Origin of the sequence: Rhizobium sp. CB3090 (genome assembly GCF_029714285.1) — a bacterium.
In the GTDB taxonomy this organism is placed as follows: Bacteria; Pseudomonadota; Alphaproteobacteria; order Rhizobiales; family Rhizobiaceae; genus Rhizobium.
This window is the reverse complement of the sequence record NZ_CP121663.1, coordinates 1,105,910-1,124,337: the sequence shown is the minus strand read 5'-3', so window position 1 is coordinate 1,124,337 and position 18,428 is coordinate 1,105,910. Positions and strand designations below refer to the sequence as shown.

At 61.2% G+C, this 18,428-nt stretch carries 16 protein-coding genes; 4 read left to right on the top strand and 12 right to left on the bottom strand.

Features of this window, described 5'->3' with window-relative positions; genetic code table 11:
* Positions 1 to 253: 253 nt before the first annotated feature.
* A complete protein-coding gene (locus QA646_RS23910) occupies positions 254 to 1,579 on the bottom strand; it encodes an FAD-binding oxidoreductase (protein ID WP_283059225.1) in 1,326 nt (441 codons plus the stop codon).
* A gap of 255 nt (positions 1,580 to 1,834) precedes the next feature.
* Between QA646_RS23910 and QA646_RS23905 the strand changes: the two genes are divergently transcribed.
* Positions 1,835 to 2,311: an Lrp/AsnC family transcriptional regulator gene (locus QA646_RS23905; protein ID WP_028752029.1), complete on the top strand. Its 477-nt coding sequence runs from the start codon at positions 1,835 to 1,837 to the stop codon at positions 2,309 to 2,311.
* Positions 2,312 to 2,347: 36 nt separating this feature from the next.
* Here QA646_RS23905 and QA646_RS23900 read toward each other — a convergent pair whose 3' ends face one another.
* From QA646_RS23900 to QA646_RS23870, 7 genes are all read right to left on the bottom strand, one after another.
* A complete protein-coding gene (locus tag QA646_RS23900) occupies positions 2,348 to 4,009 on the bottom strand; it encodes an ABC transporter ATP-binding protein (protein WP_283059224.1) in 1,662 nt (553 codons plus the stop codon).
* Positions 4,009 to 4,851 (bottom strand): ABC transporter permease, encoded by an 843-nt coding sequence (locus tag QA646_RS23895; RefSeq protein WP_283059223.1) that lies wholly within the window; start codon positions 4,849 to 4,851, stop codon positions 4,009 to 4,011. The genes QA646_RS23900 and QA646_RS23895 overlap by 1 nt, the downstream gene beginning before the upstream one ends.
* Positions 4,852 to 4,853: 2 nt before the next feature.
* Positions 4,854 to 5,804 carry an ABC transporter permease gene (locus QA646_RS23890; RefSeq protein WP_283059222.1) on the bottom strand — a complete coding sequence of 317 codons (951 nt, stop codon included), beginning with the start codon at positions 5,802 to 5,804 and terminating at the stop codon, positions 4,854 to 4,856.
* Positions 5,805 to 5,900: 96 nt separating this feature from the next.
* The gene (locus QA646_RS23885) at positions 5,901 to 7,511 is read right to left on the bottom strand and encodes an ABC transporter substrate-binding protein (protein WP_283059221.1); all 1,611 of its coding nucleotides are present in this window, start codon (positions 7,509 to 7,511) and stop codon (positions 5,901 to 5,903) included.
* Between the two features lie 74 nt (positions 7,512 to 7,585).
* Positions 7,586 to 8,302 (bottom strand): HAD-IA family hydrolase, encoded by a 717-nt coding sequence (locus QA646_RS23880; protein ID WP_283059220.1) that lies wholly within the window; start codon positions 8,300 to 8,302, stop codon positions 7,586 to 7,588.
* A gap of 273 nt (positions 8,303 to 8,575) precedes the next feature.
* Positions 8,576 to 9,949 carry an aspartate aminotransferase family protein gene (locus tag QA646_RS23875; RefSeq protein WP_283059219.1) on the bottom strand — a complete coding sequence of 458 codons (1,374 nt, stop codon included), beginning with the start codon at positions 9,947 to 9,949 and terminating at the stop codon, positions 8,576 to 8,578.
* A gap of 11 nt (positions 9,950 to 9,960) precedes the next feature.
* Positions 9,961 to 10,803, bottom strand: coding sequence for a GNAT family N-acetyltransferase (locus tag QA646_RS23870; protein WP_283059218.1), 843 nt, complete (start codon positions 10,801 to 10,803; stop codon positions 9,961 to 9,963).
* A 326-nt stretch (positions 10,804 to 11,129) separates the two neighbouring features.
* Between QA646_RS23870 and QA646_RS23865 the strand changes: the two genes are divergently transcribed.
* Positions 11,130 to 11,798, top strand: coding sequence for a haloacid dehalogenase type II (locus QA646_RS23865; RefSeq protein WP_283059217.1), 669 nt, complete (start codon positions 11,130 to 11,132; stop codon positions 11,796 to 11,798).
* A gap of 12 nt (positions 11,799 to 11,810) precedes the next feature.
* A complete protein-coding gene (locus tag QA646_RS23860) occupies positions 11,811 to 13,088 on the top strand; it encodes an FAD-binding oxidoreductase (RefSeq protein WP_283059216.1) in 1,278 nt (425 codons plus the stop codon).
* Positions 13,089 to 13,103: 15 nt separating this feature from the next.
* Here the strand turns inward: QA646_RS23860 and QA646_RS23855 are convergent, their stop codons facing one another.
* Positions 13,104 to 13,502 carry a RidA family protein gene (locus tag QA646_RS23855; RefSeq protein ID WP_283059215.1) on the bottom strand — a complete coding sequence of 133 codons (399 nt, stop codon included), beginning with the start codon at positions 13,500 to 13,502 and terminating at the stop codon, positions 13,104 to 13,106.
* A gap of 159 nt (positions 13,503 to 13,661) precedes the next feature.
* On the opposite strand from QA646_RS23855, the gene QA646_RS23850 reads away from it, so the two are divergent.
* Positions 13,662 to 14,255 (top strand): TetR/AcrR family transcriptional regulator, encoded by a 594-nt coding sequence (locus QA646_RS23850; protein WP_283059214.1) that lies wholly within the window; start codon positions 13,662 to 13,664, stop codon positions 14,253 to 14,255.
* 85 nt (positions 14,256 to 14,340) lie between these two features.
* Here the strand turns inward: QA646_RS23850 and QA646_RS23845 are convergent, their stop codons facing one another.
* From QA646_RS23845 to QA646_RS23835, 3 genes are read right to left on the bottom strand one after another with little or no spacing between them, the layout of a single operon-like run.
* On the bottom strand, positions 14,341 to 15,798 hold the full coding sequence (locus tag QA646_RS23845; protein WP_283059213.1) for an NAD-dependent succinate-semialdehyde dehydrogenase: 1,458 nt from the start codon (positions 15,796 to 15,798) through the stop codon (positions 14,341 to 14,343).
* Positions 15,799 to 15,818: 20 nt separating this feature from the next.
* Entirely contained in the window at positions 15,819 to 16,862 is a 1,044-nt protein-coding gene (locus tag QA646_RS23840) for a tartrate dehydrogenase (protein ID WP_283059212.1), read from the bottom strand.
* 9 nt (positions 16,863 to 16,871) lie between these two features.
* Positions 16,872 to 18,335, bottom strand: a complete 1,464-nt coding sequence (locus tag QA646_RS23835; protein WP_283059211.1) for an aldehyde dehydrogenase family protein — start codon at positions 18,333 to 18,335, stop codon at positions 16,872 to 16,874.
* Positions 18,336 to 18,428: the final 93 nt, after the last annotated feature.

Here is an 18,428-nt window from a genome sequence, read left to right as displayed (position 1 = left end):
GGCAAACGATGGTTTTGTCGGTCGGTTCCACGAGTGAGATCAAAAAGTTCCATCTCCGCACGAAAAAGCTGCGCAAGTAAACATGGCTTTGCAAAGCGGGCTGCTTCCGATGACGCCCTGTCAAGGGCATCAATCGTTGGACAGCCGGACTTAAGGCTACTGGCGTCCAGATTTTCGGCGATGGTGTTTGCAAGCACAATTCCGGTGCTGGCGACTGGCTATATTACGCGCGGTCGGGCCACCTGTGAAGCCGTCAAAATTCCGCGACCGCGCCCCAGACCGAGCCATTCAGCCGATCCGGATGATACGGTTTCGGATCGACGATCGGTTTCGCGCCCGTGACGAGATCGGCGACGAGATGACCCGCCCCCGGGCCGATTCCGAACCCGTGGCCGCTGAAGCCTGCCGCCAGGATCAATCCGGGGAGTGCCGGAATTTCGCCGATTGCCGGCACGCCGTCGGGCGTGCTGTCGATATACCCGGCCCACGCGGCGGAGACGGGCGTTTGGGCAAGCGCTGGAAGCAATGTCCGCGCCCGCTCTAGGGTCAATTCGATCTGCTTGCGATCCGGACGAGGATCGAGAATGCGGTTCTGCTCCATCGGTGTCGGGCGGTCGAGCCGCCAGCGCGACAGGGTTTCATGCCCGCTCTTTACACCTTCGAGACAGCCGGGAGCGAGGCTGCGCCAGCGCTTGGCGAACATCGGCACGAAATGGCGGGCGAAACGAAACTGCTGCAATGTCGGATCTATGCGGGCGCGGCCGCTGATCGCAAGCGTGTAGCCACCGTCACCTCTGCGCGTGGCCGAGACCGCGGCAGTGTGCAGCGCCGCCGGCAAACCCTCGGCACCGGGCGCGACCGAGAGGATCGAAGCGCGGATCGACGCTTGTGGAAAGCGAATGCCGAGCTGCCGGCAAAAGGACGATGCCCAGGCGCCGCCGGCCATCACCGCCGCGCGGGTGCGGATTATGCCGGCCTCGGTCACCACGGCACTGACATGGCCGGCTTTGGTCTCGAGGCCGCGAGCGGCGCACATCTGATGAACGCTGCCGCCGAGCGCCATGATGGCACGGGCGACCACAGGGGCAGCGCGAGACGGATCGGCAGTGCCGTCAGTCGGCGAGAAGACGCCGCCCTTCCAGCGCCGGCCGGTCGCCGAGCCGAATTCGCTTGCCTGCTTTTGGTCCAGCATATGGGTGGTGACGCCGACGCCGCGGGCAAACTCACCCCAGCGCGCCCAGCCGGCGAGTTCCGCATCGTCATTGCTCAGATAGAGCAGGCCGCAACGGCTGAATCCTGTGTCCTCTCCACTGTCATTGCCGAAGTCCTCCCAAAGAGCCAGGCTCTTGGTTGCCATCGGCAGTTCGCGGGCATCCCGGTTCTGCTGCCGGCACCATCCCCAGTTTCGGCTGGACTGCTCGGCGCCGATCCGCCCCTTTTCCAGAAGCGCGACCTTCAAGCCCCGCCGCGCGAGATAGTAGGCGGCAAAGCTTCCGACGATGCCGCCGCCGATCACCACGACATCAGCCTCGTCGGGCAGGGCAGGGCTGGTTGCGATGTGCAGAAGGGGGGCGGGCATGGCACTCTCCGGTTTACAGGCGAGCATTTTAGTCGAGGTTTCCCAGCGCAAATGCTGCAGATCGCCGTCAGACAGCATTTCCTTCGGTCGCATGCAGCTATGGCGAATACTTGTGCTAAGGTGCGGATTTTACGAAGTTATATTGGCGCGAACGGGTTGAATTCCGCTTGCTAAGTAAGGCTTTCCGCATAAGATGACAAAAGATTATTCCGCAAGGCGGCGGCGCCATGCCGCCCGCGAAATTGGAGCGCGCCGATGAAACTCGACCGGATCGACATCAAGATCCTCTACGAATTGCAGAAGAACGGCCGCATCACCAATGTGGAACTGGCCGAACTCGTCAACCTCTCTCCCAGCCCCTGCCTGATGCGGGTCAAGAAATTACAGGCGGAAGGATACATCGTCGGCTATTCGGCACAGATCAACATCGCCAAGCTTGGGCAGACGCTCACCGTGTTCACCGAGGTTACGCTCAAGAACCATCGCCAGATCGATTTTGCCCGATTTCTGGCGGCGGTCGAGAAGGTGGACTCGGTGGTGGAGTGCCATCTCGTCTCCGGCGGCTATGACTATCTGGTGAAGTTCGTGACCGCCGGAATTGCCGAATACCAGACGACCATGGAACGGCTGATCGACATGGAAATCGGCATCGACAAATATTTCAGCTTCGTCGTGCTGAAATCGCCGATCGTCAAAGCGCATATGCCGCTCACCAGCCTGTTTCCGGTCTGAGCCGTCTTCGCTGCTGTCTATTCGCCGGACGGCAGCTCAGCGTTTCGCAAAGGCGCCCACCAGCTCAGGATTTTGTTCCAGGCTGTCCAGCCAGCCGGTGCTGAGCTTCGGCACGGAGGAGAAGAGCAGTTTGGAATAGGGGTGTTTGGCGCCGCCGGCGAGATCGGCGGATGCGAGTTGCTCGATCTTCTCGCCTGCATACATCACCGCAATCTCATCGCAGATCGCCTGCACGGTCGATAGATCGTGGCTGATGAAGACGTAGGAGAGGCCGAGTTCGCGTTGCAGCTCCTTGAGGAGATCGAGGATGGCGGCCGCAACGACCGTGTCGAGGGCTGATGTAATCTCGTCGCAGAGGATGAGCTTCGGCTCGGCGGCAAGTGCGCGCGCGAGGTTGATGCGCTGCTTTTGGCCGCCGGAGAGTTCCGGCGCGCGCCGATGCTTGAGAGCCTTGGGCAGGTGGACCATGTCGAGTAGCTGATCGATGCGCGCCTCGCGCTCCCTGCGGCCGAGATTGTGATAGAAGGCAAGCGGACGCCCGAGTATTTCACCGATCGACTTGGCGGGATTGAGCGCCGTATCGGCAAATTGAAAGACGATCTGCAGCTTTTGCAGCTCTTCGCGCTGGCGATTGCGGGCATCGGCTGCAAGCTGTTTCCCGTTGAAGACGATGTTTCCGGAAACCGGTGGCAGGATGCCGGCTATGACGCGGGCAAGCGTCGATTTTCCGCAGCCGGATTCGCCGATGACGCCGAGGTTACGGCCGGCTTCGAGCCTGAGGCTCACGGATCTGAGTGCGGTCGCTGCCGGCAGACCGTCCGGCCGGATAGGGCCATAGCCCGCCACCACGTTGGTAACCTCCAGCAGGGCCGGTATCTTTTCTGGCTCCTTCGATACCGGAGAGGCATAGAGCTTGGGTTCGAAAGCACCCAGCAACTGGCGTGTATAGGGATGCGAGGGCGCAGAGAGGATCTGCTCCGTCTTGCCGATTTCCTGGACTTCCCCGCCCTTCAGAACAACGATGCGGTCGGCGACCTGCGCCACGACGGCGAGGTCGTGAGACACATAGACGCCGGCGATGCCGCCCTTTTTCATCACCGATTTGAAAGCTCTGAGAACCTCGATCTGCGTGGTGACGTCGAGCGCCGTCGTCGGCTCGTCGAAAATCATAAGTTTCGGATTGCCGATCAGTGCCATCGCGGCTGAAAGCCGCTGCAACTGGCCTCCGGACACCTGATGCGGATAGCGCGAACCGATCGTGTCCGGGTTCGGCAGGCTCAGCGCCTTGAAGAGCTCGACGGCGCGGGTCTTTGCCTCCTCGGCCGGCATCAGGCCGTGGATGCGGGTGATTTCGATCACCTGCTCCATGATCGTCTGCGCCGGATTGAAAGCTGCCGCAGCACTTTGCGGGACATAGGCGACCTCGGTTCCGCGAATGCGCGCTCTGGCCTTTTCGGGCAGGCTTGCCATGTCCTTGCCGGCGAGCAGGACCTGGCCGCCGCTGATGCGACAGCCTTGCCGGGTATACCCCATCAGGGTCAACGCGATCGTCGTCTTGCCCGAGCCGCTTTCGCCGATCAGGGCGACGATTTCCCCCTCCTGTATATCGAAGCTGACGCCGCGGATGATGTCGACCTGGCGGCCCGCATCCGTCTTGGCCTCGACCTTCAGGTCGCGAATGTCGACGAGTTTGGCCATCAATTGCTCCGGTCTCGAATCTTCTGGGGGAGGTTGTCGATCAGCAGGTTGACGCTGATCGTCAGGCTGGCGATCGCAATGCTCGGGAACATCACCGCCGGCGCGCCGAAGGGCAAGCCGCCGATGTTTTCGCGCACCAGCGCACCCCAGTCCGCATTCGGCGGCTGCACGCCGAGGCCGAGGAAGGAGAGCCCCGACAGAAGCAGCACGATGAAGACGAAGCGCAGGCCGAGATCGGCCATCACAGGCCCAAGGATGTTGGGCAGGATTTCCGAGCGGATGAGATAGAGCGCCCCTTCACCGCGGGCGCGGGCAACCGTGATGAAATCCATGGTGTTGATATTGACCGAGAGCGCCCGCGAGAAGCGATAGGCGCCGGGCGTATAGATGACGGCGAGCGTCATGATCAGCACCGGGATCGACGATCCGACGCCGGCGACGACCACAAGGCCGAACAGCTTGCTCGGGATGGAGTTCAGCGCGTCGAGAAAGCGGCTGAGCACGCTGTCGAACCAGCCGCCGATCACCGCTGCGATCATGCCGAGCGCGACACCGACGAAGCAGGCAATGCAGACGGCGGCAAGCGAAATGCCGACGGTGTAGCGCGCGCCCATGAGGATGCGGGAGAAGATGTCCCGGCCTAGATAATCGGTGCCGAGCCAGAACTTGGCCGACATCGGCCCGAAATAATCGAAATCGACGATGTCGCCGATCGGGTAAGGCGTCAGCAGCGGCGCGAAGATGGCGACCAATGCCCAGGCAAGGATGACGGCAAGGCCGAGCATACCGACGACATTGAATCGGAAACCGAACCGGCGAGGTGTGAGTGCGGTAAGAGCCATGGTCAGCGCAGCCTCGGATTGGACATGATGGCGATGATGTCGGCAATGGTGATCAGCAGCAGATAGACCAGGCAGAAAATCATGGCGCAGGTCTGAATGAGCGGCAGATCTCGCGTTGCGACCGCGTCCACCATCAGCTTGGCGATGCCGGGATAGTTGAAGATGGTTTCGACGATGATGACGCCGCCGAGCAGGTAGGAGAGCGAAAGCGCCACGGCATTGACGATCGGGCCGAGCGCATTCGGCAGGGCGTGCTTCAGGACCATGCGCGGGCGCGAGGCGCCTTTCAGGAGCGCCATTTCGACATAAGGCGTGTTCAGCGTCTCGATGACGGCGGCTCGGGTCATGCGGATCATCTGTGCCGATATCACGAAGCTCAGCGTGATGACCGGCATCGCGAAGACACGCAGCATCTGGGAGAAAGAGTGGATCTCATTGGCGAAGGCGAGCGCGGGCAGCCATTTGAGATAGACGGCAAAGATCAGCACCGCCGATGTTGCGACCATGAATTCGGGCACTGAAATCACGCCGATCGAAATCACGGTAACAATCCGGTCGTAGAGGGAGCCGCGCAGCATGGCCGCGGTGATGCCCAGCGTGAGAGCGATCGGCACGGAAAACAGTGTCGTGGCCGCCGCAAGCTTCAGCGAGTTTCCGAGCCGGGCACCGATCAGATCGGCGATCGGCATGTTGTTGGCATAGGAAATGCCGAGATCGCCGGTGGCGAGCCCGGCAAGCCAGCGAACGAAACGCAGGATGGCCGGATCATTGAGATGCATGGCGGCGCGCAGGCCCGCGACAGCTTCGGGTGTTGCGGCTTGACCAAGGAGGATCTGAGCCACATCGCCGGGCAGCATTTCCGTTGCCGCAAACACCGTGAATGACACGATGAGCAGCGTGATCAAGGCTACGATCACGCGGCCGAGCACGAGAGATAGAACGTGGCGGTTCATGACAGATCCCCATCGCGAGAACGGAAGTGCCGACTATACGGCACTGTACCCGACAAGTGGTGCCGAGGCACCACCCGTCGGGCACGAAGGCAGGGATCAGGCATCAAGCCAGACATATTCCGCGAAGGCATAACCCATCATGCCGCCGAGCGGATTGGCCTCCAGGCCGTGCAGCTTCGAAGAAATCGCGTCGACATTGGAGATATAGGCCGGAATGGCGGTACCCGCCTCTTCGGCGATCATCGCCTGCATGTCGCCGTAGATCGCCTTGCGCTTGGCCTGATCGAGCAAGCCGCGCGCCTCGATCAGCATGCTGTCGAACTTCTCCGACTTGTACTGGCTCTCGTTCCAGGGAGCCTGGGAGGCGTAGAGCAGCGAGAACAGAATGTCGGGGGTCGGACGCGGATTGATATTGCCGAAATGCATCGGCGCCTTCAGCCAGTAGTTCGACCAGTAGCCGTCTGAGGGCACGCGCTGGACGTCGAACTTCATACCGATCTCGGCGCCGGCCTGCTGCAGCACCATCGCCATGTCGACAGACGAGGTTGCAGCGTCGGACGCGACAACAGGAATGGACTGGCCGAGCAGACCCGACTTCTGGAAGTGGAACTTGGCTTTCTCCGGATCGAAGGCCTTCGGCTTCAGATCGGCATTATGGTAGATGTTGGAAGGAGGCACAGGCTGGTCGTTGCCGATCTCGGCAAGTCCGCGTAGCGCCGACTTCTGGATGACTTCCCGGTTCAGGAGATACTTGACGCCGGTCACGAAGTCCTTGCTGTTGCCCGGGCTCATATCCAGACGCATGTTGAGGTCGGTATAATTGCCGGAGGTGGTCTTCGACAATGTCACGCCCTTCTGGCTGTCCAGGAGCCGCATGGAGCGTGGATTGATGGATGCGGCGAGCTGGATATCGCCCGAAAGCAGCGCATTGACGCGTGCGGAGTCGTCTTCGATCGCGAAGAACTCGAAGGAGTCGAGGTACGGACCGCTTTTCTTCCAATAATTCTTGTTCTTGACTGCGATGGACCGGACGCCGGGTTCGAAGCTTTCGCAGACGAATGCGCCGGTGCCATTGGCCTTGCTGAAGTCCGTGGTGCCATCGGCAATGATCATGAAATGATGGATGGCAAGGATGGTCGGAAGATCAGCGTTCGGATTGGCGAGGGTGATCTCGACGGTCTGCGGATCGACGGCCTTGATGCCGGTCATCTGCTTGGCGATCGCATTGACCTTCGAGCCGACAGCCGGATCAAGATGGCGCTTCAGCGAATAGACGACGTCGGCGGAAGAAAGGGTTTTGCCGTCGTGGAACGTCACGCCCTTGCGAAGCTTGACGGTCCATACCTTGGCGTCGGAGCTTTCGATGCTTTCGGCAAGTTCCATCTGCGTGACGCCGTCCTTGTCGAGGAAGGACAGGCGGTTATAGAAGGCGCAGCAGCGGACATAGTCCGTCGAAAGCGATGCCTTGGCCGGATCAAGCGTGTCGGCCGTCGATGACGACCAGCCGGCCGCTTTCAGTGAGCCGCCCGAGACCGGGGTTGCGGCGAAAGCCGCCGAGGCGCGGCCGAAGATCGCGCCGCCGGCTGCGGCAGCGATGCCGCCGGCAAGGAACATCTGCAGGAGATCGCGGCGGGTAGCACCGCGGCGAATGGCATTTTCGACCATGGCATCGTCTGCGCTGGTCCAATTCGTGATCTTGTCGTTCATTTGCGTTCCCCTTGTTAAGGTTTGATTGGCGCGCCTCGTCTTTTCACGCGAGGTCGGTACCGGATAGTCGTCACTCAGGCGGCCCTGACTGCCTCCACCGCATCGGCAAGCCCTGCTATGGAGGTGAAATGGAAATCGGGCCTGGTGAACTCCTTGGGCTCGATCGTGCCGCCATAGCCCTTCTGGGCATGGCGCCGCTCGATCCAGCAATTGGTCATGCCGAGCTGCCGCGAGATGCCGATGTCGTGATACTGGCTCTGTGCAACATGCAGAATGTCGTCTTTCGAACCGCCTTCCTTCGCGACAAAAGCGAAGACCTGCTCGAAGAAGGCCGGATCGGGCTTTTCCGTGCCGGTATCGTCAGTGGTGAATGCGGCATAAAACGGGTTGCCGAGTTCTTTGGAAAAGTGCTCGAACGCCCAGCGGCGGGCATTCGTCATGGCGATAAGCTTGTAACGCTGCGAAAGGCGCTGGAGAGCTGCGGCGCTATCGGGAAAGCCTTTCCAGCCCTTGCAGGAATCACGCAAGCGCTCGCCATATGCCTGTTTAGCCGGTAGCCCCAGCTTCGGCGCGATGGCCAGATAGACACGGAGCAGATCGTCGGGAAACAGATCGGCATCGTCGGAATAGCGTTCAGCGCGATAGAGGGCGAGCGCTTCCTCGCCATCGACGGAAACACCTGCTTGATCGGCGATTGCCGCCAGGCAATCCTTGATGCCGCCTTCGAAGTCGATCAGGGTTCCGACGACATCAAAGGTGAAATATTTGAAATCCGCTAGGCTCTTTGCCAAGTGTCTGCCCTCGCCAAATGTCTGTTCTTGATCGAGTGCACCCAGTTCCGATCGCCGGCTGAATGCAGAAGAAAATGCTGTTTTCATTCCAGTTGGAATTTTCGGGTATCTCCCGAAAATCCCGGCTTTTCGGCCTTTGAGCATCTGCAGTCAGCTCAGTTTCGCAGTAAAGGCTCGCCGGATTCTCTGAATGGCAGAGCTGCGGCGGCACAATATTGCGAATATGAGCGCAAAGCGGTATTTCGCCGCGCCCAACCAAGCCCGTTTTCGCACTCAGGCGAGCACCGCGCGCACATCAGGGTCTTCCAGGGTCTGGTCCAGCGTCCTGCGCGTGCGTTCGATGATCGCGTCGATCTCGCCATCGGTGCAGCAGAGCGGCGGCGCATAACCGAGAACACCGTTGCCGAAGGCGCGAATGACGAGCCCGTTGTTCCAGGCGCGATCGAAGATCCGCCGCGCCGGCTCGGCAGCCGCGGGCAAGGGCGTCTTGCGCGCCTTGTCGACCACCAGCTCGACGGCAGCGAGCATGCCGCGCCCGCGCACGTCGCCGACAAGCGGATGCGAGGAGAGATCGCGAAGGCCGGCCATCAGCCGCGCTCCGGCCTTGACGCCGTTTTCCAACAGGCCGCTCTCGTAAAGGCGCAGCACTTCCAGGCCAACCGCAGCGCTGACGGGATGCGCGGAATAGGTATAGCCGTGGCCAACCGCGGCGGCGCCGGCGCCGTCGGCAATCGTATTATAGACCCGCTCCGTTAGGAAGACGGCTCCCATCGGCACGTAGCCCGAGGTGAGCCCCTTTGCGGTGGTCATCAGGTCAGGCACGATGCCGTCGTCCGAACAGGCAAACAGCGGGCCGGTGCGCCCGAAACCGGTGATTACCTCGTCCGCAACGAACAGAATGTCGAGTTCGCTGCAAAGATCGCGCATTGCCTTCATCCAGCCGGCCGGCGGCACCAGCACGCCGCCCGAACCTTGGATCGGCTCGGCGTAGAAGGCCGCCACGCGTTCGGCGCCAAGCTCTTCGACCTTGGCGCGCAGTGCGGCTACCGAGGCGGCGATGATCGCCTGCGGATCGGTGCCGACGGGATTGCGGTAGGCGTAATGCGAAGGGATCTTATGCTGCCAGTCGAGCGGCATGCCGAAGCCGGCATGGAAGGCCGGAAGCGCCGTCAGGCCAGCGCCGACGGTGGATGAGCCGTGATAGCCCTGTTCGAGGGAGATGAACTGATCCTTCGTCGGCTTGCCGAGCGCGTGATAGTAATAGCGGATGAAGCGGACCGTGCTGTCGACGGCGTCCGAGCCGCCGAGCGTAAAATAGACATGGTTGAGGTCGCCGGGAGCGCGATCGGCCAATTCGGCGGCGAGCCGGATGGCCGGTTCGGAGCCGAGGCTGAAGTAGCCGGTGGCATAGGGCAGTTCGCGCATCTGGCGGGCGGCCGCCTCCACGATACTGTCATGACCATAGCCGGCATTGACGCACCAAAGACCGGCAAAGCCATCGATCATCTGATGACCCGATGCATCGGTAACAGTCGCGCCCTTGGCGGATTTCAACACGCGGACGCCGGCCTGCTCGTGACCGCGATAAGAGGCGACGGGGTGAACGAGGTGGGCGCGATCGAGTTCGATAAGGGAATTGCTCAGCATGATGTCTCTCTTCAGCCCAGAGCCTGACTGGCCAGGGCAAATGTGTGAACGCTGGGAACGGATGAAAGGGCGGATGAAGTTGTGCGGCGCATGGTGATGCCGCCACCGACATGGGCGAGGCCGTGTTCGAGAAGGAAGGAGGCAAGGCCGGTCTCGCTACCGGTATCGACGCGCATGAATGCACCCGACCGGGCTGCTGCGAACAGAAAGCTCAAAAGGTCTTCTGCATCGCCGGCGTTTTCCGCAACGACCGGGCCGCAGAGTTCGCCACGGCCGAAGGACCGCAAGGCCCCGTAACCGCGAAGCATGTCGGCTTCGCGGAGAACCGCCAGACGCCCAGCCTTGAACAGGGCTTGGACGAGTGCCCTGCGATCGGCGCCGAACGCAACGCGGTCGAGAGCGATGATCTGGTCGAGATCGTCGGCTATTGCCCATTCCACCGAAGGAGGCGCGATGCATGCTTGCAAGGGACCCTGGTGCTGAACGATCGCGCCGGTCCTTTCAAAGCCGAGGCTTTCATAAAGAGCCAGACCGTCAGCGGTCGCCACCAGCCGGCACTCGCGGTCACCGACGATCTCGAGAGCTGCCTGCATGATCCGGCGGCCGATGCCGCGCCCACGCATCGATTCGTCGACGATCACCATGTTGATCGTTGCGACGTCATCGCCATAGGGAGTGACGAAGATTGTCGCGACAACCTTGTCATTCTCGATAGCCACAAGGCCGCGGCTAAGCTCCAGCAGCATCTGCCACTCTTCCAGCCGGTGCGGCCAGCCGGCCTGACGCGACAGTGTCAGGGCGGATTGAAGGTGAGAGTGGTCGAGGGGGCGAAGATCGATCCCGTTTGCCTGCACAGGCTTTTTCTCCCGTCCGTTGCTTTTCTTTTTGATAGACCCGCAGCGAAAGAAGATCGTCCCGACGAAAGGGCATCAGCGGTATCTTCCACCGTCGGTCGGCATGCCCGCCGCATCTTATGCCGGGCGGCCGGCGTTGCGGGCTGCGATTGCGGATTTCGGCGGCAACATATTTGTGACGACACGCAACTCTCTGCCAAAGCGGAGCAGCGATACAAAACTTTCTGCTTCGTGACGGCTTAAATGCGGTGAACCGATGGAAGAAGGCTGCCTATGATGTTCTCGTTCATCAGCGCCTGCGCGGCATTCTGCAAGGATCTAAAGACATGACGAAGTTCCGGCCGAAATACATCACCTTCGACTGCTACGGCACTCTGACGAATTTCCAGATGGCCGAGGCAGCCCAGAAGATCTATGGTGGCGAGCTCGATCAGCCGCGCATGGCGCAGTTCGTCAAGAATTTCGCCGCCTATCGGCTGGACGAGATCCTGGGAGACTGGAAACCCTATAATGAAGTGATCCACAACGCCGTCGAGCGCACCTGCCGCAGGAACGGCGTCGCTTTTCGCGCCGAGGATGCCCGTTCAATCTACGAGACGGTGCCGAGCTGGGGGCCGCACCCCGACGTGCCGGCTGGGCTTGCCAAGGTCGCCAAGGAAATCCCGCTGGTCATCCTGTCGAATGCGATGAACGAGCAGATCATGCACAACGTCGAAAAGCTCGGTGCGCCCTTCCATGCCGTCTTCACGGCCCAGCAGGCCAATGCCTACAAGCCGCGGTTAAAGGCGTTCGAATATATGTTCGACATGCTCGGCTGCAATCCGGAAGACGTGATGCATTGCTCCTCGTCCTTCCGCTATGATCTGATGTCGGCCTATGATCTCGGCATCAAACACAAGGTCTGGGTCAACCGGGGTCATGAGCCTGCCAATCCCTATTATGAATATACCGAGATCAAGGATATTTCCGGTCTGCCCGGCGTCGTCGGGCTCTGACGGGAGGCGGCCATGCAGTTCAAATCCTATTGGCACGACACAGCCCCGCGCTTTGCAAAGCAGAGCGCCGCGCCCCTCGAAGGTCATTATGATGTCGCGGTCATCGGCGGCGGCTTTACCGGACTGGGGGCGGCGCGCCAGCTCGCCAAGGCCGGCGCCAAGGTGGTCGTGCTGGAGGCGGGCACGGTCGGTTCCGGCGCGTCCGGTCGCAATGGCGGTCATCTCAACAACGGCATCGCCCATAGTTTCATCGCAGCGAAGGAAGAGCTGGGAGTGGAGCGGGCGAAGGCGCTTTATCGCGCCTTCGACGATGCCGTCGACACTGTCGAGCGGATCGTCACGGAAGAGGGGATAGACTGCAATTTCCGCCGGGCGGGTAAGCTGAAGCTTGCATCCAAACCGGCACATTTTGACAGCATTGCCCGCAATTTCGAGGCGGTCCATCGCGAGATAGACCCGGAGACGGCATTGTTGACCGCTGACGATCTCAAGTCAGAAATCGGATCGACATCCTTTCACGGCGCCATGCTCTCCAAGAAAAGCGCCATGATGCATATGGGACGCTATGCCGTCGGTCTTGCAGAAGCCGCAGCGCGTAGCGGCGCGGTGATCTTCGAGAATGCCGCCGTGACCGACAGGAAGGTCAATGGTAGCCGGCATGAATTGACGACTGCCCGCGGCAAGCTCTCGGCAGACAACGTCTTTGTGGCAACCGGCGCCTATACTCCCGGCATCTTCAGCTATTTCCGGCGCCGCATCGTGCCCGTCGGCAGCTTCATCATCGCCACGCGTCCGCTGACCAAGGCGGAGATCGCCGCGACCATGCCCGGCAATCGCACCTGCGTCACCTCGCTCAACATCGGCAATTATTTCCGGCTCTCGCCGGACAATCGCCTGATCTTCGGCGGCCGAGCGCGGTTTTCCGCGACGTCGGATCAGCAATCCGACGCCAAGAGCGGCGAGATCCTGCGCGCCGGCCTAGCGGAAATCTTCCCGCATCTCGCCAAAATCGAGATCGACTATTGCTGGGGCGGCTTGGTCGACATGACGAAGGATCGGTTCCCCCGGGCCGGCTACGTCGATGGCCTCTGGTATGCGATGGGCTATTCCGGCCATGGCGCGCAGATGGCGACGCATATGGGCATGATGATCGCCGATGCCATCTTGGGAAAGGCCGACCGCAATCCGGTCAAGAGTCTCGAATGGCCGGCGGTGCCGGGGCATTTCGGCAAGCCCTGGTTCCTGCCGCTGGTCGGCATGTACTACAAGACGCTCGACCGGTTCCAATAGCCAAGCTTTCGAAAATCATGCCTTCGACGGGATACGGGCGATGACCTTGATCTCGAAGTCGAAGCCGGCGAGCCAATTCACGCCGACTGCAGTCCAGTTCGGATAGGGCGGACTGCTGAAAATCTCCTGTTTGACGGCCATGATTGTTGCGAATTGGTTTTCCGGATCTGTGTGGAACGTCGTTATGTCGACGATATGATCGAACGTGCACCCCGCCGCTTCGAGGGTTGCCTTGAGATTTTCGAACGCCAAGCGGACCTGGTGCCCTAAATCAGGTTCCGGTGTTCCGTCCGGACGGCTGCCGACTTGCCCTGACACGAACAGGAGGTCGCCGGAGCGAATGGCGGCCGAATAGCCGTGTTCCTCATATAGCGCATGCCTGCCGGCGGGGAAAATTGCCTCGCGTTTGGTCATTCTCGATCCTTTCTTCATTTGTCGTGGCGACAGTGGATGAGCGCAATGTAAGCCGCTTCACACGCTTTCATATCTGATATACGGTACGTATGTGAAATAGCCGACATACGCGCCGTATGTCAAGTCCACATACGCAATGTATATGAAATTGAGGGCAGGATGGCGAAACGACGTATCGATACGATGGAGGAGAACCGTGCCAAACTGATCGCGGCGGCGCGAAAGGCCTTTGCTGAAAAAGGGTATTCGGCTGCTTCGATGGACGAGCTGACAGCCGAGGTCAGCCTGACGCGCGGGGCGCTCTACCACAATTTCGGCGACAAGCGCGGGCTTCTCGCGGCAGTTGTCGATCAGATCGACTCGGAAATGGCATCGCAGGCCCAAGAGATCGCCGCACGGGAGGGTGACGATTGGAAGGGGCTACTTGCTGAAGGCGCCGCCTATATCGAGATGGCACTGGTTCCGGAAGTTCAACGTATCGTTCTGCTCGACGGACCTGCTGTGTTGGGTGATCCGTCAAAATGGCCCAGCCAGAGCAGTTGCTTTCAGGAAACCAAGCGGACGGTAGAGCGTCTTATCGCCAAAGAGGTTTTCAAGCCTCTCGACGCGGAGGCGGCCGCTCGGCTTCTTAGCGGCGCTGCGCTCAACGCCGCTCTTTGGGTCGCAGCCAGCGACGATCCGAAGCAGGTGCTGCCAAAGGCTATCGAGACCTTCCATGCCTTGGCTGCGGGTCTTCTCATGAAGCCCGCGTGAATCCCGGTCGGGCAGGAAAGCCGTCAAGATGTCCGCGCTGCATGTCGGTAGGGCGCCCCTTTCGGCGCGCCCTTTTTTAGCAGGCTCAGGCGAGCCCGCCGATGTGGAGGGTCTTCAGTTCGAGATATTCCTCGATACCATGTTGGGACCCTTCACGGCCAAGTCCGGATTGCTTGACGCCGCCGAACGGCGCGACTTCGGTGGAGATCGCGCCGGTGTTCAGGCCCACCATGCCGAATTCCAGTGCTTCGCCGACGGCCCAGGAGCGCTTGAGGCTTCCGGTATAAAAATAAGCCGCGAGCCCGAAGGGTGTGCCGTTGGCAATGGCGATCGCCTCCTCGTCGGTCTTGAAGCGGAAGAGCGGTGCGACTGGTCCGAAGGTTTCTTCGCTGGCAAGAAGCATGTCCGTTGTTGCGCCCGACAGGACGATGGGAGCGGCATATTGCCGGCCTTCCGGCAGGTTCGAAGCCTTCGCAACGATCGTCGCGCCTTTTTCGATGGCGTCAGTGACATGGCGCTCGATCTTTTCGATGGCGGCGGCATTGATCATCGGGCCGATATCGACGCCCGCCTGTGTGCCCGGACCGACCTTCATGGCGGAAACGCGGGCCGCCAGTTTCTCGGCAAAGGCATCGTAGACCTTGTCCTGCACCAGAATGCGGTTGGAGCAGACGCAGGTCTGGCCGCCATTGCGGAATTTGGAGGCGATGGCGCCTTCGACGGCGAGATCGAGATCAGCATCATCAAAGACAATGAAAGGCGCGTTGCCGCCGAGTTCGAGGCTGAGCCGCTTGATGTTGTCAGCCGCGCCGCGCATCAGGAGCGCGCCGACGCGGGTCGAGCCGGTGAACGAAATCTTGCGGACCGTTTCGTTGCGCAGCAGCTCGTTGCCGATCTCGGTCGGCAGGCCGGTCACGATGTTGATGACGCCGGCGGGAATGCCGGCCCGTTCGGCCAAAACGCCGAGCGCCAGCGCCGAATAGGGGGTAAAGTCGGATGGCTTGATGACGACTGTGCAGCCGGCTGCGAGTGCGGGCGCCACCTTGCGGGTGATCATCGCGTTGGGGAAATTCCAGGGCGTGATGATGCCGCAGACGCCCACCGGTTCCTTGAGGACCACGATGCGCCGATCGCGGGTCGGCGACGGAATGGTCGTGCCGTTGATGCGGCGGGCTTCCTCGGCAAACCATTTGACGAAGGAGGCGCCGTAGCGGATTTCTCCGCGCGCTTCGGCTAGTGGTTTTCCCTGCTCGGTCGTCAGGATCAGCCCGAGATCGTCACAATGTTCGATCATCAGATCATGCCAGGCTTCCAGCAGTTGCGCCCGCTCGGCATGGGTCTTTGCCCGCCAGGCCGGGAAGGCGGCACGGGCCGCTTCGATGGCAGCGCGGGTCTCCGTTCCATCCATGTCGGGAACCGTGCCCATTACCATCTGAGTCGCCGGATCGATGATGTCGACGGTCTTGCTGGAAGCGGCATTGCGCCAGAGTCCATCGATCAAGCCTTGCTGGCGAAACAGGCTCTGGTCCTTGAGGTCGATCATTGTCGTCGTTTCCTTGTCGTTCAGGCGAGTGCGTGCAGCACGGCATCAGTGATGGTGTCGGTCTTGTCCTTGCCGGGCACCGTGCCGATACCGGTCTCGGTTGCTGCGGCAATAGCATGGAGAATCGCATCCGCAGCAGTCTTTTCACCGAGATGATCCAACATCATGGCGGCTGACCAGATCGCGGCGATTGGATTGGCGATACCTAGATGGGCGATATCGGGCGCGGAACCATGCACGGGTTCGAACATTGACGGCGCAGTGCGGTTCGGGTTGAGATTGGCGGAAGCGGCAAAGCCGAGCCCGCCCTGGATGGCGGCCCCGAGGTCGGTCAGGATATCGCCGAAAAGATTGGAGGCGACGACAACGTCGAGGCTTTCCGGCGCCATGACCATGCGTGCCGCCATGGCATCGATGTGATAGCTCGTCACGGTGACATCGGGATATTCGGCAGCAAGCCGTGCGGTGATCTCATCCCAGAACACCATGGAATATTTCTGCGCATTCGACTTGGTGACGGAGGCGAGCTTTCCGCGGCGCGCACGGGCCTGTTCGAAGCCGAAGCGCAGGATGCGTTCCACGCCCGCCCTGGTGAAGATCGAGGTCTCGACGGCGACCTCGTTTGCCGTGCCCTGGTGCACCCGTCCGCCGGCGCCGGAATATTCGCCCTCGGTGTTTTCGCGAATGCAGAGGATATCGAAGTCGCGCGCCTTCAGCGGCCCTTCGACGCCCGGCAGCAGCCTATGCGGCCGGATATTGGCATATTGTTCGAAGGCCTTGCGGATCGGCAGAAGCAGGCCGTGGAGCGAAACGGAATCGGGCACCTCGGTTGGCCAGCCAACCGCACCGAGCAGGATGGCGTCGAATTTGCGCAAGGTCGCAATGCCGTCGGGGGGCATCATCGCACCCGTTTCCTTGTAGTAGGCGCAGGACCAGGGAAAGCTGGTCGGCTGCAGCTTGAAGCCCGCCTTTCCAGCCACTTTTTCCAGTACCTGCCACGCAGCGGCGGTGACGTCCTTGCCGATGCCGTCGCCGGGTATGAGAGCGATCCTATAGGTCTTCATGTCGGCTCCTCAGATGTTGATCAGCACGGACTTGGTGCGGCGATTGGCGAGATAGGCATCCCGGCCGAGATCCTTGCCGATGCCGGAACTCTTATAGCCGCCGGTCGGCAGAATATGGTCGCGGGAACGTCCATAGCGGTTGACCCAGACAGTCCCGGCCTGGAGACGACGCGTCACGCGAACAGCTCGGGAAAGATCGCGCGTGAAAAGCCCTGCCGCAAGCCCATAGGTCGGATGATCTGCAAGCTGGAGCGCTTCCTCCTCCGTCTCGAAGGTTTGCAGCGTCAACACCGGCCCGAAAATTTCTTCGGTGACCGCCGGCGAGGTCTGATCGACTCCGGCAAGCAGTGTCGGGGCATAAAAATAGCCTGCTCGATCCAGCCGCGAACCGCCCGTCAGGCATTCCGCGCCGGCGTCGATCGCGGCTTGAACGATGCTGCCTATCCGCCCGATCTGGCGCTCCGAGATGATAGGCGAATATTGGCTGGTCTCATCCCAGGTCGGGCCTGGTTTGATCTGACGCATATGTCTGAGGATCGCCTCGCTGAGAGGCTCGGCAATCGCGCGCTCGGCAATCAGCCGGGACCCGGCCACACAGGCCTGGCCGGCATTGGCGAGAATATTGCGCGCAATCGCCTCGGCGGCGAGATCGAGATCGGCGTCGGCAAAAACGACTTGCGGACTTTTGCCGCCGAGTTCCAGCGTCATTGGTTTGACGCCGCTACGGGCGATATTCTCCATGATCGCCGCGCCGGCCGATGTGGAACCGGTGAAGCTGATCTTGCCGATGCCAGGATGGCCGGTAATCGCCGCGCCGGTGGTCGGGCCGTCGCCGAGAACGATGTTGATCAGGCCGGCGGGAATGCCGGCGCGAACCGACAGCTCCGCCATGTACAGCGTAGAGAACGGCGTCATTTCGGAGGGTTTCAGCACCACGGCATTGCCCGCTGCCAATGCGGGGCCCAGTTTCCAACCCGCCATGGAAATCGGGAAGTTCCAGGGCGTGATCGCGCCGACGACTCCATAGGGTTCGCTCATGATCATGCCGAGGCTGTGCTCATCAGTCGGCACCAGATCGCTGCCTTCCTTATCGGCGAATTCTGCGAAGAAGCGGATCTGTTCGGCGGTGATGGCGATGTCGCCGGCGATGAGCTGTCCGATCGGGCGGGTAGAGGAGACGGCTTCCAGACGTGCAAGCGTCACAGCCTCTTCTTCCATGAGGTCGGCCCAGCGAACCAGCGCCTTCGTTCGCTCACGGGGCCGGAGCGACGACCAGCCGCTCGTCTTGAGAGCCCGGTTTGCGGCCTCGACGGCCCGATCGACCAGATCCTTTCCGGCAACCGGACATTCCGCGAAGGCAACGCCGTCAGAGGGTCGGCGCATGGTCATGCCGCCGCCGGCGGCGATATAACGACCATCGATGAAATGTCCGCTTGGGAGGTCGAGCGAATCTGGATCGAAACTAAGGGTCATGGCTGCTCCTTACCGCCGGGTAGGGCAAGTCTATCGGCTGCACCCTGGCAGTTTCGATTGAGTGCTTTTGCTGTCGCGACGGAATATCCCGTT

What these genes read in the sequence shown, in the direction of transcription:
- QA646_RS23845 (WP_283059213.1), bottom strand. Translation starts at nt 15,798, where the DNA reads ATGATCGACCTCAAGGACCAGAGCCTGTTTCGCCAGCAAGGCTTGATC.
- QA646_RS23875 (WP_283059219.1), bottom strand. Translation starts at nt 9,949, where the DNA reads ATGCTGAGCAATTCCCTTATCGAACTCGATCGCGCCCACCTCGTTCAC.
- QA646_RS23865 (WP_283059217.1), top strand. Translation starts at nt 11,130, where the DNA reads ATGACGAAGTTCCGGCCGAAATACATCACCTTCGACTGCTACGGCACT.
- QA646_RS23860 (WP_283059216.1), top strand. Translation starts at nt 11,811, where the DNA reads ATGCAGTTCAAATCCTATTGGCACGACACAGCCCCGCGCTTTGCAAAG.
- QA646_RS23895 (WP_283059223.1), bottom strand. Translation starts at nt 4,851, where the DNA reads ATGGCTCTTACCGCACTCACACCTCGCCGGTTCGGTTTCCGATTCAAT.
- QA646_RS23890 (WP_283059222.1), bottom strand. Translation starts at nt 5,804, where the DNA reads ATGAACCGCCACGTTCTATCTCTCGTGCTCGGCCGCGTGATCGTAGCC.
- QA646_RS23855 (WP_283059215.1), bottom strand. Translation starts at nt 13,502, where the DNA reads ATGACCAAACGCGAGGCAATTTTCCCCGCCGGCAGGCATGCGCTATAT.
- QA646_RS23835 (WP_283059211.1), bottom strand. Translation starts at nt 18,335, where the DNA reads ATGACCCTTAGTTTCGATCCAGATTCGCTCGACCTCCCAAGCGGACAT.
- QA646_RS23910 (WP_283059225.1), bottom strand. Translation starts at nt 1,579, where the DNA reads ATGCCCGCCCCCCTTCTGCACATCGCAACCAGCCCTGCCCTGCCCGAC.
- QA646_RS23850 (WP_283059214.1), top strand. Translation starts at nt 13,662, where the DNA reads ATGGCGAAACGACGTATCGATACGATGGAGGAGAACCGTGCCAAACTG.
- QA646_RS23905 (WP_028752029.1), top strand. Translation starts at nt 1,835, where the DNA reads ATGAAACTCGACCGGATCGACATCAAGATCCTCTACGAATTGCAGAAG.
- QA646_RS23900 (WP_283059224.1), bottom strand. Translation starts at nt 4,009, where the DNA reads ATGGCCAAACTCGTCGACATTCGCGACCTGAAGGTCGAGGCCAAGACG.
- QA646_RS23885 (WP_283059221.1), bottom strand. Translation starts at nt 7,511, where the DNA reads ATGAACGACAAGATCACGAATTGGACCAGCGCAGACGATGCCATGGTC.
- QA646_RS23840 (WP_283059212.1), bottom strand. Translation starts at nt 16,862, where the DNA reads ATGAAGACCTATAGGATCGCTCTCATACCCGGCGACGGCATCGGCAAG.